We start from the raw sequence: 14,529 nt of genomic DNA, 5'->3' as shown, positions 1-14,529 counted from the left end.
TTCTCGTGTTTCTACGGACGGCGAGCGGCGTTGCGGCGGGACGCGCCGCTCGCGCTCTTAACGCTCTGCTCGCCGCGCAAACCGTCGTCAAGCGCGTTGCTTCACGGCCAGGCGACCAACAGGCGGCTGCCCGTCGTCAGCGGTGACATCGCCGGTTGTTTCCGCGCCGTTCGCCGCGGACACCACTTCGCCAATCCTCGCCTCCAGCATTTTCAGCGCGCCGGACAGCGCGCTCATAGCGTCGTCCGGCAGCGCGGCCATTGTGTCGTGCAGAAATGCGTTGCGGCGCGGCAGGCTCGCTTCGGTTGCGGACAAGCCCGCTTCGGTCAGGCGTACATTGGTCACGCGGTTATCGCGAGAGTCCATGCTGCGCGCGATCCAGCCCAATCCTTCGAGCGCTTTCAACTGGCGGGTCAATGCGCCGGGATCCACACGCAAGCGTTCGACAAGCCGCTTCTGCGACGATTCGCCCGCCTGCTCATGCAGCGCGAGCATGATGCGCCAGCGCGGCAGCGGGTGGCCGACTTGTGCCTCGAACGCCGACATGAACGCACGGTAAGTGCGGCCGAATTGCTGCATGACGGCTATGCGGTCCTGTTCTTCCATGATGGTTCAGTAAAACTCAAAATCTAAAATCAGTCGGCGTGAATCACCGGCTCGAGCTTACGCTGAAGCTTGATCGGCGGAACACGGCGGCTTTGCCATACCGACACCACGGCGATGATTGCCGCCATTGCCAGACCTAAATGAATCGCGGCCACGAGCGTTTCGCGCGCGCTTTCCAGGAGCATGGCGCCGTTATGTCCAGCTTGTGCGAGCTCGCTGAGCACGCGTGCTTGTGCTTCGTGGTTGATCAGAATCTGCGGATCGCCCAGGTCCGTGAACCATTGCGATGCGCGCTCATTGTCAAGCGCGCTGCGCACGCCGCTCGCGTACATATGGCTGACCAGCGTTCCGGTGAGCGCCGTGCCGATCATGCCGCCGATCATCCGCAGCGATTGCAGCAGCGCCGTTGCGATGCCAAGATGCTCGCGACCGGCCGTCTGCTGCGCGAAGATCGTCAGGTTCGGCATGACGAAACCGAGGCCGAGTCCACCCAGCACCATGAACGACATGAGTAGCCACTGCGGCATGGAGCGCGTTGCGACGACCACGCCCAGACACGCGAGCGCGAGCAGCGCGAAGCCGACGTATAGCATCAGGTTCGGATTGCGCACGCGCGAAATGACGCGTCCGTTGGCAATACTGCCGATCGTGATGAAAACGACGAGTGGCGTGATGACGAGGCCCGCTTCCTTCGGCGACATGCCAAAGCCGCCCTGGAACAGCAGCGGCGCGTAAAAGAGCAGCGAGAACATCGTGAAGCCGCCGAGCACCGCCAGTGTAAAAAGCGCTGCGAGACTCGGATTGCGGAACATGTCGACGGGAAGGATTGCCGTTGGGCAGCGTTTCTCCCATTGCCACAGCGCATACGCCGAGGCGACGCTCAGCACGAGCAACGCGCACGCGCTCAATGTGAGCCCATGCTTCGGCAGCAATTCGACGAACAGTTGCAGCGAGCCGAGCGCAACCGCGATCAGCGCGGCGCCGGGCCAGTCTAGCCGCATCTTGCCTTCATGCTCCACATGTCGCAGATGCGGCAGAAAGCGCCAGACGAAGAACAGCGACAGCAGGCCGACCGGCAGATTCACGTAAAAGACCGAACGCCAGCCGTAGTACTGCGTCAGAAAGCCACCGAGCGATGGGCCAACAGCATTGGCGATGCCGAATGCAGAACTCATCAACACCTGCCAGCGCAGACGCACGACGGAGTCCGGAAAAAGATCGGCAATACAGGCAAACGCGGTGCCGACCAGCATGCCGCCGCCGATGCCCTGCAAGCCGCGCGCGAGCACGAGAAACAGCATGTTGTTGGCGACGCCGCACAACACGGACGCGCCGGTGAACACGACAATCGACGCGATCACGAACGGTTTTCGTCCGTAGTAGTCGCCGAGGCGCCCGAAAACCGGCACGGTGATCACCGAAGTGAGCAGATACGACGTCGCCACCCACGCGTAAAGCTCGAAACCCTTGAGTTCGGCGACGATAGTAGGCAGCGCGGTGCCGACCACCGTTTGGTCGAGCGCGACCAGCATGGTGACGAAGGAGATGCCGAGCATCGCGAGAAGCGATTCCCGGAAAGGTAAGACTTGCCCACTCGAATGGTGGGCTGCGGTGTGAACGGCCATTTTTGATGGAGCAACAGTTGACTCGTCAAACGATTGGGAATCATACCATGCGTTCGCGCTCTAAGCAGGACGTTCGGGCGCGCCAGACGGCGCGCGGAATCAGCTGAAAACGCACATGAAACGACGCCAGGGAGGCACATGGAGCCGAGTTCGCTCGCAACACAATCGCTGTCCGAAGAGGACCTCAGCGCGCTGCGGCGCGCGAAACACGAATTGGAAAGTCCCGCGCTGGCAATGAAACTGGCGAGCATCGTCGGCGCGCCGCTGGAGAAACTGATTTCGCGCATGCCGGCGTTCGCAAACGAAAAGGTCACGGACGCGACCGAACTGGCGTTGCGCAAATGTCTGTCCATTGCGCTGCGCACGCTCGGCCGGCGCGACAGCGGTTCGCCCTTGCTTGCGCCGGAGAAGCCGAGCAACCTGCTGCACAAGTTCGCGGTGGCCACGACCGGCGCAGCCGGCGGCGCATTCGGCCTCTTTGCGCTGCCCGTCGAGTTGCCCGTGACCACCACGCTCATGTTCCGCTCAATCTGCGATATTGCGCGCAGCGAGGGCGAGGATCTGACGGCGGTCGACACCCAACTCCAGTGTCTGACAGTGTTGGGCATGGGCGGCACATCGGCCGCAGACGACGACGCCGACTTCGGCTACTTCATCATGCGCGGCGCGCTGGCGCAGGCGGTGTCGAAAGCGTCGTCGGAAATGGCGACGAAGGGATTCACAGCACACGGCTCGGCTGCTTTGTTGCGCTTGCTGCATTCGATCGCCGCGCGCTTCTCGGTGCAGGTGAGCGAACAGATCGCCGCGAAGTCCATTCCGGCGATCGGCGCCGTGCTCGGCGCGATGGTCAACACCGTGTTTATCGACCATTTCCAGCAGGTCGCGCACGGTCATTTCACCGTGCGGCGGCTCGAGCGGCAGTACGGCGAGCAGACGGTAAAGGCCGCCTATCAGACTATCGACGTCGCCTTGGATACCTGAGCGGCATTGGCCGCGCTGCTCGTCGCGCGTCCAACGAAGGCGGCGGCGCGATCGAGCGCACGGTTCGCCTCGGGGATGAACGGCGCGAAGATCGGCCACACATGCGGCATCTTCTCCCACACCTCCAGTTCACAATCGACGCCTGCCGCACGCGCGTTAGCGGCCACGCGCCGCGAATCGTCGAGCAGAACCTCGGTGCTGCCCGCCATCATGAAAAGCGGCGGCAAGCCGCGCAGGTCCGCATAAAACGGCGACGCATACGGATGCGTGGCAGGCATATCGCCCAGATAGACTTTCGCTGCTTTGGCGATTGCCGGGCCGCTGAACATTGGATCGGCGCCGTCGTTGTCGACAACGCTCGCGCCCGTTGCCGCCAGGTCGGTCCACGGCGAGAACAGCACGGCGCCTGCGGGCAGCGGATCGCCCGCGTCGCGCAGCGCGACCAAAGTAGCGAGGGCAAGACCGCCGCCTGCTGAATCGCCGGCGATCACGATCGATTCGGGCCTCGTGCCTTCAGCGATCAAGTGACGATAGGCAGCAGTTGCATCGTCGAGTGCGGCCGGAAAACGATGTTCAGGCGCGAGGCGGTAGTCGAGCGAAAAGACCGGCGCGTTCGCGCGCGTTGCGAGGCCGAAGACAATCGAGCGATGGGTGCGCGGCGAGCAGAAGTAATAGCCGCCGCCGTGGCAATACAGCACCGTGGGCCGTGCGCCGGTTGCCGGTTCACCCGAGCGCTCGATCCATTCGCCGCGCAGCGGTTTGCCGTCCGCGCCGTCCAGTTCTCGCAGACGCCAGCCACGCGGCACATCGGGCGACCAGGCTCGCTTCGCCGTCAATGCGCGCGCTTTCTCGACATCGATATGCGGCTTCAGGGTTTGAGGGCGAAACTGCCTGCGCAAAAACCAGCACGCGAGTGCGCTTTGCCAACTCATTGGGACATCCTCCTTGGAAAATGTCCCATCATGGTACGTGCGTTGGCCGCCATGCCGGTGGACGGCGGCTTCTAATCTTGCTAAAGAGCGCGGCGACGCGTGGCGAGGCGCCGCTTAAGGGATCTTTCTGCCTAGTTCGCGGGCATGACTTGCCCACGAATCTCACCCGTCGGGTTTTGCGCGGTGTGAATGTTGAAGTACCACTGGCCCGCCATCAGATCGGTTACCTGCTGTTCGGTGAGAGCAGCAGACCCCTTCATTGGACTTGCGAGCGCGCTTTTGTCGATCGGCACCTGTACCTTGGCATTTTGTCCGACCGGCGCCGGCCCGTGAAAATGCGCGGCAGTCACGGGGCCGCTGAGGCCCTCGTAGCTCACGGTCCATTGCAGGGATTTCGTCGACGTGTCAAACGTTGCGTTCAGCGTGCCATGCCCGTGACTTACACGAGGCGGCACTTCGCTGGAAGGCTCCAAAGCCGCTTTCAACGCGACGGTGTCCGCGAACGCGACACCCGCCGTTACGGCCCACAACGCCACAATCAGGTTGAGTTTTTTTAGCGTAATCATGGTCTTCTCCGACTAGATGCGCCGCCGCGCCGACATCTCGGCCACGCGCGAAGCCATCACATACTAGTGCAAATCTTCGAAGGACACCTGTAGCGAAGGACGCGTCGGTCTGCGGTCTAAACGGCGCCGTTGATTCGCTTGTAACGATTTTCCGAACAATTATTTGCAGATTCTGCACTGAATCATCCGCGTTATCCCGGGTATGCTTTGGCCTCGCGAGAAGTGACTCCTTCATCGAGGGATGTCTCCAAATCTTTAACGCGGCTTCGGCCGCGTTTTTTTTCGCCCGTCGATTGCAGTGTGGTTGCCGGCAATACCGTCTTGCCGGTGGGTCCCCCGAATGGCGGCGCGCTCAGGCCAGCAATGCCGCCTGGTGCTCGATGCCGTCAAGCATGGCATTGCAGTTGTCAATCAGCGCGAGTCCGTCATGGCGCACGCGCTCAGGTGCGCTCGAGATATCGCGGCGATATTCGTCGAGCGCGCTGATTAGAGGCGGGTATTGCAGCACGCTCGCCGCGCCCGCGACCCGGTGAAGCCACTCGCGCACGCGCACGGTGTCCGCGTCCTCCAGCAACGACGACAGTGACTGAATGTCTTCGCGCACGGAAGAAACAAACGAATCGAGCAACGCCTTGACCGTCGATTCGCTGCCCCACAATTGCGTCATTTGATTGAGGTCGACCGGAACGAAGGCCGAGCCGCCCGCTGCCGACAAGTCTGTCGCCTCCTCGATATCAGCGTTATCGGCGGGTGCCGCCTGCCAGGCACTGTCAGTGCCGAACCAGCGGCTCAGATATTCACGCAACGTAGCGAGGCGCGTCGGCTTGACGAGATTGTCGTCCATGCCCGCCTCGCGGCAGAGGCTCAGGTCTTCGGGCGCCGTGTTTGCGGTGATGCCCAGAATCGGCAGACGGTGCGAGCCACCCTGCTCGCGCTCACGCTCCCGAATGCGCCGCGTCAGTTCATAGCCCGATACGTTGGGCATATGACAGTCCGTAATCAGACATCCGTAACTGGTATGTTCGAGCGCGGCGAGCGCTTCGGCACCGTCGTTCGCGACGTCGCACGCGAAACCGAGCAGCGCCAGTTGATGGCGAATGAGTTCCTGATTCACCGGATGATCTTCGGCGACGAGAATCAGGCGTCCGCTCGCGATCGCCCGCTCGCGGTCAGGCGGCGCTGTGATGCCTTCTTGCGTGCGCGGCACACCAACCGGCGGCGCCGGCACCGACTGAAGGCCCGTCATGGCGGCAGCGCACGCCGCACCGAGCCCGCGCCACGATATCGGGTTGATGCTCAGGCGAACGTTGTCATCAAGAATGCGGTAGCCCGTGGGCTTTGGCTTTTCCGTGAGGGATATCACGCGCAGTTTGCATCTGACGTTGGCAGGCAGCACCACGTCCTCGCTCACGAACAGCAGATCCCCGCGACGCGGCAACGCAACTGCGCAAAGTCGGCCGGAACCCGGCGCAGCTCCAGTCCCAACGCTTTCCCGAAGTCGACGAGAGCCTGACCGACTTGCGCGTCGTTGGTCGCCACGAGACAGCGCTTGCCGCGCAAGCCGCTCACCGAGTAACGCTGCATCTCGACGGGCATGCTGAGCCGCACCGTCATGCGCGTGCCGCGGTTGAGTTCGCTGTCTAGCGTGAGCGAACCGTTCATCAGTTCGATCAGCTTGCGGCAGATGGTCAGGCCAAGGCCCGTGCCGCCGAAGCGGCGCGTGGTGGACGACTCCGCCTGCACGAACGGCTCGAACAGTTTTGCCTGCACGTCCGCCGCTATGCCGATACCGGTGTCCTCGACGGCCATCTCGATTGTCTGAAGGTCGCCCGTTTGCGCGAGCACCGCCACGCTCACGTCCACCTGACCTTCGGGAGTGAACTTGATCGCGTTGCCGAGCAGATTGAACAGGACCTGGCGCAATCTCACGCTGTCGCCTCGTAGCGTGGCCGCTATGTCCGACGCAATATTCACCCTCACTTTCAGGCCCTTCTCGTGCGCTCGGCCCGCGAGCAAGCCCACGGCGTTGTCGACCAGTTCGCGCAGGTCGATGGGCTCTGCTTCGATGGTCAACCGTCCCGCGTCGATTTTCGAGTGATCGAGCAAGTCGTCGAGAATCTGCAGCAGCGCGCCCGCTGATTCGTGGATCATGCCGAGCATTTCGCCCTGGTCCGCCTTGAGCGGCGTGCGCTCGAGCACTTCGACCAGCCCGAGTACACCGTTCATAGGCGTGCGGATTTCGTGGCTCATCATTGCGAAAAAGTCGTCTTTCGCACGCGACGCTGCTTCAGCCGCATCGCGCGCGCCGGCCAGTTCCTCGGCGCGCGCGTGTTCGATACTCGCGTCGACCCAGTAGCCGCTCCAAACGACGCTTTCGTCAGCCTCGCGACGCGGCACCAGTTCCGCTCGCGCCCACTTGACCTCCGCATCGCAGCGCATGCGGAATTCGATCAGCACCGGCGTTTCAAGACGAGCCGAGCGCTCGAGCTCGGCAATCACGAACGAACGGTCTTGCTCGTGGATACGGTCGAAGTCCACATGATCGCGGCTGCCCGCCACCCCGTTGCCCTGTCCGAGCAGAAGTTTTGGGTCCCCACCGATGTAAGGGAACGAATAAGCACCGCCTGCCGTGCGGCGCAGCTGGAACACGACTGCCGGCAAGGAACGTGTGACGTCGAAGAGCCGCCGCTCGGTGTCGCGCGCGCGCATTTCCGCGCGCCGTATGTTGGTGATATCGACCATGGTGCCGAGTACGCAGACCGGCTCACCGTCGTTGCCGCGGCAGATGCTCGTCCAGAAGAGACCGTGCCGCAGATCTCCGGCGCTGGACTCGAACTGCAGCTCGACCTGGGCCATGTCCCCGCCTTGCAGCAGGTCGCGGGTCATATCGGCGAGCACCCGGCTGTTGGCCTCGCCCCATGTCTGGACCTCCATCGTGCTGCGTCCGATAACCGCCTCGCGGCTTAGCCCGCACGCTCGCTCGTACGCGCCGTTGACTGCGATGTAGCGACCCTGCAGATCCTGGGCAACGAGCGGATACGGAACCATCTTCATCATGGTTTCCTGGAAATTCAACTGCAGCGCCAGCTCGCGCTCGGTCTCCTTGCGGCGCCTGACTTCGCGTTGCAAAAGGACATAGGCGCGCAGGGTAACGAGCAGCACGACGGCGATGCCGATCAGCACAGGTAACAGGCGCACTGCGGAAACGCTCCACGCACCGCTTGCCGGCGTGTCGCCGGTCACCCATTTTTGCCGGATGCGCTGCTTTTCCGCTGGCGGCATTGCTAGCAACGCGCGGTCGATCAGGTCGGCGAGCGGACTCAGATCCGGACGTACGGCGAAATCGAGGGCGTCGGATTTGCCCACGGTGCCGACTACCTTCAGCACGCCGGCGTATTGCCGCTTGAGCACGATGTCGACGGCGGCCACGTTTTCCACAACGACATCTGCTTCGCCGGAAGCAACCATGCGCAGCGCCTCGTCAAGGCGTGACGCAATGGCCAGATGATCTTTCGGAATACGATCGAATGTGAGCGGGTCGACCCCGGCAACGTGCGAGGACACCACGATGCGCCGCGCGGCGAAATCGTTGAGTGAACGGGCGGCCGGCTCTTCGTCGCGACCCACCATTACCAACGGATAGCTCTCGTACGCACGTGTATGGCGTGCCTTCAGGAGGCGCGGGTCGTTACTCGAGCCCGTGGTGAGAATCGCGAGTTCACCGCGCTGGAACGCGTCGATCGCGGACGGCCAGTCGGGCTGCCGCGCGCGGTTGAACACGAGGCCAAGCGTGCGACTCAGGTAGGCAAGATAGTCGGCGGTCACGCCGGCAGGACGCCCGGAAGGGTCGACATAGCTGAAGGGCGGCCAGTTGCTGTCGAAGCCCACCTGCAACGGCGGTAGCGAACGTAGCCAGGCTTGTTCCTGCTGCGTCAGTTCGAGACGGTATGTGGTGGGCTCCGGCTTTGCGCCGAAATTGCCGGAGAGCCAGCGAACCCGAATCGCCGTGTCGTCGGCCTGGTTGATCGAGGCTAACGCGCGATCCAGCCGGTCGCGCAAGGCGACCTGACCACGCGGCACGCCAAAGCGCAGTTCAGCGGAGCGAGTGCTTTCCTTAAATGCGACGCGCAGGTTGCGGAACTCTTCCGTTGCGAGCGCATAGTCGACGACCGGAGTGAAACCCATATAAGCGTCCGCGTCGCCGTGGGCGACGGCAGCGAGCGCCGCGTGCGTCGATGTGAATGCGCTGATCCGGGCGCGCGGGAAGCGCTCGCGCAACGAGCGCTCGAGCGCAAAGCCTTTCTCTATGGCAATGGACGCCCCCGCAAGGCGCGCAGGTCCCTCGTACATGTCGCCGTCCCTGCGAACGGCCGTTGAGGTGGACGCTCGAAAATACGGCGCGGTGAAACTGACACAACGTTCGCGCTCCGGCGTGCGTGCGAGACTCATCAACAAATCGACGTTGCCCGCGCATGCGGCGGCGAGTAGCTGCGGCATGTCGGGATATGCCTTCGCCTCGATCACAACACGCGGCCCGACCAGTGCGCGCAGATAGTCGACGCTCAAGCCTGTGAGTTGCCCGTTTTGAAGCGCGTCGAACGGCAACCAGCTATCCGCGAGTACGCCGACGGTCAGCTTCTGCGGAAAGGCACCAACGACCCGACCGGAGCCGGATTCCACGAACGGCTGCCCGACAGCCACCACTTGAGTCGCGACAAAGAGGGATAACCCCGCAAGCACCCATATCGACACGCGCCGCAGCATGCGCGCTAAGGCAGCGCGTTGGAACGATGTGGCAAAGAAAGAGAAGAGCGGCACGGCACAACTCACGCGGCTTCGCTGTGGCCTTCCGCAAGCGCGGCGGCGGACTGGTCGGACCTTCCACCGAGCAACGAGAACACGAAGCCGGCGACGACGCCGCCAGACATTGGCGCCGCCCAGAAGAGCCACAGTTGGTCTAGCGCCCAGTCGCCCACGAAAAGCGCTTGCGCGGTGGAGCGCGCTGGATTGACCGAGCCGTTAGTGACCGGAATCGACACGAGGTAGACGAGCGCGAGGCATCCGCCGACGACCATCGGTCCGCCCGGCTTCGTCTTGTATCGCGCGGCCACGAGAAGACTTGCCATGACAAATGCAAACGACAGCACGAACTCAATAGCCAATGCGGAGTGCAATTGATAGTCGGAGGGGGAATGATCGCCAAAACCATTGGCCGCGAATTCGCTCGCGCCAATTTCAAAGCCCGGGCGGCCGCTCGCCACATAAACAAGAAGCGCTGCGGCAGCGACCGCGCCAAGAATCTGAGCGGCAATATAGGGCAACAGGTCTTTGACCGGGAACCGTTGCGCGGCGGTGAAACCTACCGTGACAGCGGGATTGAAGTGGGCGCCCGACGTCTCGCCAAACCAGTAGCTCGCGGTGGCGAGCGCGAGACCGAACGCGAGTGATACCTCTAGCACGCCGTAGCCCTGCTGAACGGCGCCGGTATTCAATACGATGCTGCCGCAGCCGATGAACACAAGCCATGCCGTACCCACACTCTCGACCAACAACCGCTTACCTAGCACGGCCATGCCGCCTCCCTGTCGCTATGCGAAGCGCACGCGCCACGCAATTTCCGCGAACATCCGCTTGAATTTCCCAGCTTTGAGCGGCGCGGCCTCAAGAAATAACTGCTTTGATGAGACCAACGTCAGTAAAAGCCGAAGCTAATTCAGAACTATGGAGTGGCAAGGTCTCCCGACCAATCAGAAGAGTCCTAATTTCGGGACCGTGAGTTGCCGGTATATAAGCGCGGCGTTGCCGACCGTGCTAGATCAATCCGATCTTCCGTGCGTAGTCGATAAGATCCGACTCCGTTTCGAGACCTAGCTTGCGCATTGCGGTACGCTTTCGAGTGCTAATGGTCTTGCCGCTGCGCTGCAACCGTTTCGCGATTTCGTGTACTGCTACACCTTGCACATAGAGCTGGAAGATCTCCCATTCGCGCGCACTCAAAACGCTGGCACGCAGCTGCGGCGGAGTGTCAGTCGTTTCCATTGCAACGCGCACCTGCTCCGACAGGTAGACGCCTCCTGTCAATGCTGCCTGGATTGCGTCGATCAATGCGGCCGTGGTGTCGCGCTTATCGACTATTGCGCTGACGCCAAGATGCAGCAGGCCCGACATCATATGCGCATGACAAATCATGGTGAGCACAACGACAGCGGGATGCGCATGCCCTCTCAATACCCGGCGCAGGAAAGGAACGGCGTTGCTCGCTCCGTCCAGCCCTGGCATGCCAATGTCGGAGATGACGATATCGCATTCGCAAACGTCGAGCAGTTCGGCAAGGTCATGCGTGTTGCAGGCCTCGCCGGCAATTTCAATATGCGGCGTGGCATGCAACAACCTCCTCACGCCGGCGCGAACGCAGTCGTGGTCGTCCGCCACGATGACGCGGATCTTGTCTGTCATATTTTTGTTGTCTTATCGATTGGCATGCCCAGCACAAAACGTACTTCCCCGGACAACGCCAACACATTTTATGTTTGTCACGCCGGCCCGGCGCGACCTCGGGTTGTTCTTCAGCGCCCTTCGACGCGCGCCTCGGATACCACGCCGTGCTCAACCGCGAAGCGAAATAGCTCAGCGTCGCTGTGCAACGACAGCTTGCGCATGGCGGTGCACTTCTGTGCACTGATTGTCTTCACGCTGCGCCCCAGCCGCCCAGCGATTTCAGTGACGCCGAAGCCGGACGCGTACTGGGTGAACACTTCGAGCTCGCGCCGCGACAACACAGAACGGACGAAGTCGAGCCGTTGCATCGCCGTCGCGTCCGCAATGACCGCTCGCACCGCCGGCCCTAGATAGCATTCGCCCGCGAGCGCCGTGATGATCGCCACATGAATCAGGTCGATGCGGTCACGCTTGCTGATAAGCGCGTGAACGCCGAGCGCGATCACGCTTTGCAGCGCTGTTGCCTCGGTCTCCATGGTGAGCACGACGAGGGCCACGTCGGGGTAGCGGCGCCTGAACTGCCGCACCGCGTCAATCCCACTGCCATCTGTGCCGCCTGGCATGTAGAGGTCCATCAGCACCAGGTCACAACCGGTACGGTCGACCTCAGCAAAGAGGTCGGTCGCATCGGCCGCGCGGCCGACCACCTGCATGTTCTGGTAACCGCCCATCAAGTTCTCGATCGCCAACAGGACGAGCGGATGATCGTCCGCGATGATCGCCCGGACCGGCGTGCTTATTTCAGCGGTGTCGCCCATCGTCTATCTCTCCTCCATATCCTGACTCCGTGTCACCGTCTCCCGCGCAACCGGCCCTACCCCATCATCAGACATTCTGGCGGCGTTAAACATAAGATCGCTCCGAAACAACTTCAATAACGCGGTCGATTAATTACTTAGATATGCGATTCAAATTTAAGAATTTCACCGGCTCGAACGCACGAGAATAAACTAGGATCATTAGTAACGCAAAGTTTTACCATTGCTTCACGCTTTTGCCAAGTAACGGTGCGGCGATGACATCCGAGAGTGGCGGCAATTTCCGCAATAGACCGGCCATCGACGAACATCCTGACGACCGTCTTCTGCATTCCCGACAGAGGGAGCGCAAGCGGCCGTTCGCACCCGGCTTCGCGCGGCGTTGCGAGAAGTGTGGCGATAGAGTTGCCAATGTATGGCCGGCTGCTTTCACGCCGGTCGATCGCACGCCACAACTCGTGCATGGATTCGGTTTTGCTGAGCAAGCTTACGGCACCGTCGGATGCGAGGACGCGAAGCAACGCAGAATTGGTCGTCGTCGACATGACGACGATGCGCAGCCGCGGCCACTCAGCGTGGATCTGCCGGATCAGGTTGAGTTCGTCTTCCACGGCAGCGCCGGGCTCAGGCATCGACAGGTCGGTGACCAGCACGTCACATGGTGTGCGCCTCAGCAGTTTGATCAACGACGTCTGGCTGACGGCCTGGCCGACGATGGCGACACCGGCTCGAGTTTCGAGCATAGCTCTAACGCCGAGCAGAACGAATGGATGATCATCCGCGAGAATGATTCGGAGGTTCAGGTTCACTAGATTGCTCTCGTTTGTTGTAGGAATAGTCGTCACATACGCAGAACAAATCGACACGCTCCACGCCTGCGTCGACGAGCAATCGTTTTCAACGGTAGCGCGTCGACGGGACCATAAAATCACCGCGGCGCGCGTAACGAAAATCGGAGTGTTCCTAATCCAGTGTTGAAACCAACCGTCAATCACGGCGCACGGACAACAAAAGCCCGAATTACTCAAAATGAATAATTTGAGAAAATCCGCGCGGCCAGATTCGCTTGCAAAATAACATCCGCATTAACCGTGGCTCGCGCGGCATCCGGATAAACGTCGCGCAAAGACTGCATCGCGCACGCGGAAAATCGTCAAGCCGCGTCGCAGGGGCGCGGCGCGCGCGCGCTGTCATCGTGCAGTGCGCGCGGAAAAACCGGCAACGCAATCAACGCGCAGGAGCTCGCTACCGCCCACACCATCGGCCATGATCCGAGCGATAGCAGCGGCGGAATGACGAGCGGCGTCAGAAAAAGCGTGACGAAAACGCAGGTATTGCCGATCGCCAGCGCAGTGCCGGCGCGGTTCGTGCCCGCGAGCGTCGCGAGTTCGGTGAAGGCGACGCCGTGCCAGGCAGACGCGCTCACCCCGCCGAGCACGATCATCGGCGCGAGAATCGTCGTCATCACTGTTGTTGCAGTGTGCTGCATGGCCGCCACGCCGCTCATGAGCGCGAGCGCCGCGAACATCACCGCCGTCAGCAGACTGCAGCCGCGCATGTATGTCCGGCGATTGCCGCGCTGATCCGTCCACCGGCCGCTCCAGACACGGGCGATGGCGGCGCCCGCCTGCACCGCGGCCATGGCGATGCTGATGGTCAGCACGCCGGCGCGCCCGAAGTCGTGCAGGAACACTGTTCCGAAGGTGATCACCGCCAGTTGCGGCACGCAGAGCGCGCCTGCACCGAGAGCTACGCGCCAGATGCTGACATCACGCAGCGGCGAGCGGCTCCTGGCATGTGCGCCGCTTATGCCGTTTGCGCTGTTTGCGCTGTTTGCACCCCCGCTGTCAACATGCGCCGGCTCGTGCAGCCCGCGCCATGCGAATCCCGCGGTTATCGCGCAACCCAGCGCCAACACTGCATAAACGCTTACGAAACCAAATCTCGTTGCGAGCGCCGGCAGCAACAGCGCGCCGAATCCTCCACCTGCCGGGACAGCCGTCTGGCGAATGCTCATGGCCAGTCCGCGCTCGCCCTCGCGGAACCACGCCATTACCGCGCGACCGCTCGAACCGTTGACGCTGCCACCGAGCAGACCGACGAGCAACAGGCCGAGCGCAAGCGTCATCAGGCTAGGCACATGCGACCCGGACGGTGCCGCGAATAACGCCAGGCCTGCCAGCGCCGCGGCTGTCGAAAGCAGCCCCAGCAGCAACACGCGACGGTCTCCCCAGCGGTCCGTCAAAAGTCCCCATGGCAATTCGCTCACCGCGATGCCCAAGCCGAGCATGCCCAGCACGAGCCCGAGCCCCTCGTTGTCGAGGTGATAACCCGAGCGCAAGTAGACCGCCGTCGTCGGAATACCCGAGAACGCGGCGGAAAAACTCGCGTTGGCTGCAAAGCCCACACCCAATACCTTCCACCTGTGGCTCGCCGCCCGACCGCCAGCTATCCGGACGCTTACCGATAATCCGTCTGCCATGTTTCCTCCGCAATGAATTCGGAGGTATGCTACGGCGACGTCTTCTATCGGAAAAGCCGGAAATACAGATGCCATCCATCG

The 14,529-nt window shown here is 62.2% G+C and carries 10 protein-coding genes and 1 pseudogene; 1 reads left to right on the top strand and 10 read right to left on the bottom strand.

Translation table 11 applies throughout. The annotated features are described in order from the left end of the window. Positions 1 to 87: 87 nt before the first annotated feature. Positions 88 to 606, bottom strand: coding sequence for a MarR family winged helix-turn-helix transcriptional regulator (locus RW095_RS37120; RefSeq protein ID WP_317020671.1), 519 nt, complete (start codon positions 604 to 606; stop codon positions 88 to 90). Between the two features lie 29 nt (positions 607 to 635). Continuing rightward, the gene (locus RW095_RS37115; RefSeq protein WP_317020670.1) at positions 636 to 2,231 is read right to left on the bottom strand and encodes an MDR family MFS transporter; all 1,596 of its coding nucleotides are present in this window, start codon (positions 2,229 to 2,231) and stop codon (positions 636 to 638) included. Between the two features lie 138 nt (positions 2,232 to 2,369). Here RW095_RS37115 and RW095_RS37110 point away from each other — a divergent pair, with 138 nt between their 5' ends. Then, positions 2,370 to 3,212: an EcsC family protein gene (locus tag RW095_RS37110; RefSeq protein ID WP_317020669.1), complete on the top strand. Its 843-nt coding sequence runs from the start codon at positions 2,370 to 2,372 to the stop codon at positions 3,210 to 3,212. Here RW095_RS37110 and RW095_RS37105 read toward each other — a convergent pair. From RW095_RS37105 to RW095_RS37070, 8 genes and pseudogenes are all read right to left on the bottom strand, one after another. Further along, positions 3,182 to 4,144 (bottom strand): alpha/beta hydrolase, encoded by a 963-nt coding sequence (locus RW095_RS37105; protein WP_317020668.1) that lies wholly within the window; start codon positions 4,142 to 4,144, stop codon positions 3,182 to 3,184. The two genes, RW095_RS37110 and RW095_RS37105, sit on opposite strands and share 31 nt — an antisense overlap. Positions 4,145 to 4,275: 131 nt before the next feature. After that, positions 4,276 to 4,710 (bottom strand): CHRD domain-containing protein, encoded by a 435-nt coding sequence (locus RW095_RS37100; RefSeq protein ID WP_128586079.1) that lies wholly within the window; start codon positions 4,708 to 4,710, stop codon positions 4,276 to 4,278. Between the two features lie 352 nt (positions 4,711 to 5,062). Further along, positions 5,063 to 9,474, bottom strand: a pseudogene (locus RW095_RS37095) (ATP-binding protein). 62 nt (positions 9,475 to 9,536) lie between these two features. Next, positions 9,537 to 10,283, bottom strand: coding sequence for an aquaporin Z (gene aqpZ / locus RW095_RS37090; RefSeq protein ID WP_317020667.1), 747 nt, complete (start codon positions 10,281 to 10,283; stop codon positions 9,537 to 9,539). A 238-nt stretch (positions 10,284 to 10,521) separates the two neighbouring features. Then, the gene (locus RW095_RS37085; protein ID WP_317020666.1) at positions 10,522 to 11,166 is read right to left on the bottom strand and encodes a response regulator transcription factor; all 645 of its coding nucleotides are present in this window, start codon (positions 11,164 to 11,166) and stop codon (positions 10,522 to 10,524) included. 110 nt (positions 11,167 to 11,276) lie between these two features. Next, positions 11,277 to 11,966, bottom strand: coding sequence for a response regulator transcription factor (locus RW095_RS37080; protein WP_317020665.1), 690 nt, complete (start codon positions 11,964 to 11,966; stop codon positions 11,277 to 11,279). A gap of 137 nt (positions 11,967 to 12,103) precedes the next feature. Further along, positions 12,104 to 12,775 (bottom strand): response regulator transcription factor, encoded by a 672-nt coding sequence (locus RW095_RS37075; protein WP_317020664.1) that lies wholly within the window; start codon positions 12,773 to 12,775, stop codon positions 12,104 to 12,106. 344 nt (positions 12,776 to 13,119) lie between these two features. Then, positions 13,120 to 14,448 carry an MFS transporter gene (locus RW095_RS37070; protein WP_317020663.1) on the bottom strand — a complete coding sequence of 443 codons (1,329 nt, stop codon included), beginning with the start codon at positions 14,446 to 14,448 and terminating at the stop codon, positions 13,120 to 13,122. Between the last annotated feature and the right edge of the window lie 81 nt (positions 14,449 to 14,529).

This window comes from Paraburkholderia kirstenboschensis (assembly GCF_032806925.1).
GTDB classification, from domain to species: Bacteria; Pseudomonadota; Gammaproteobacteria; order Burkholderiales; family Burkholderiaceae; genus Paraburkholderia; species Paraburkholderia kirstenboschensis.
The sequence above is the reverse complement of the archived record's forward strand: the minus strand, read 5'-3'. Positions and strand labels throughout refer to the sequence as shown.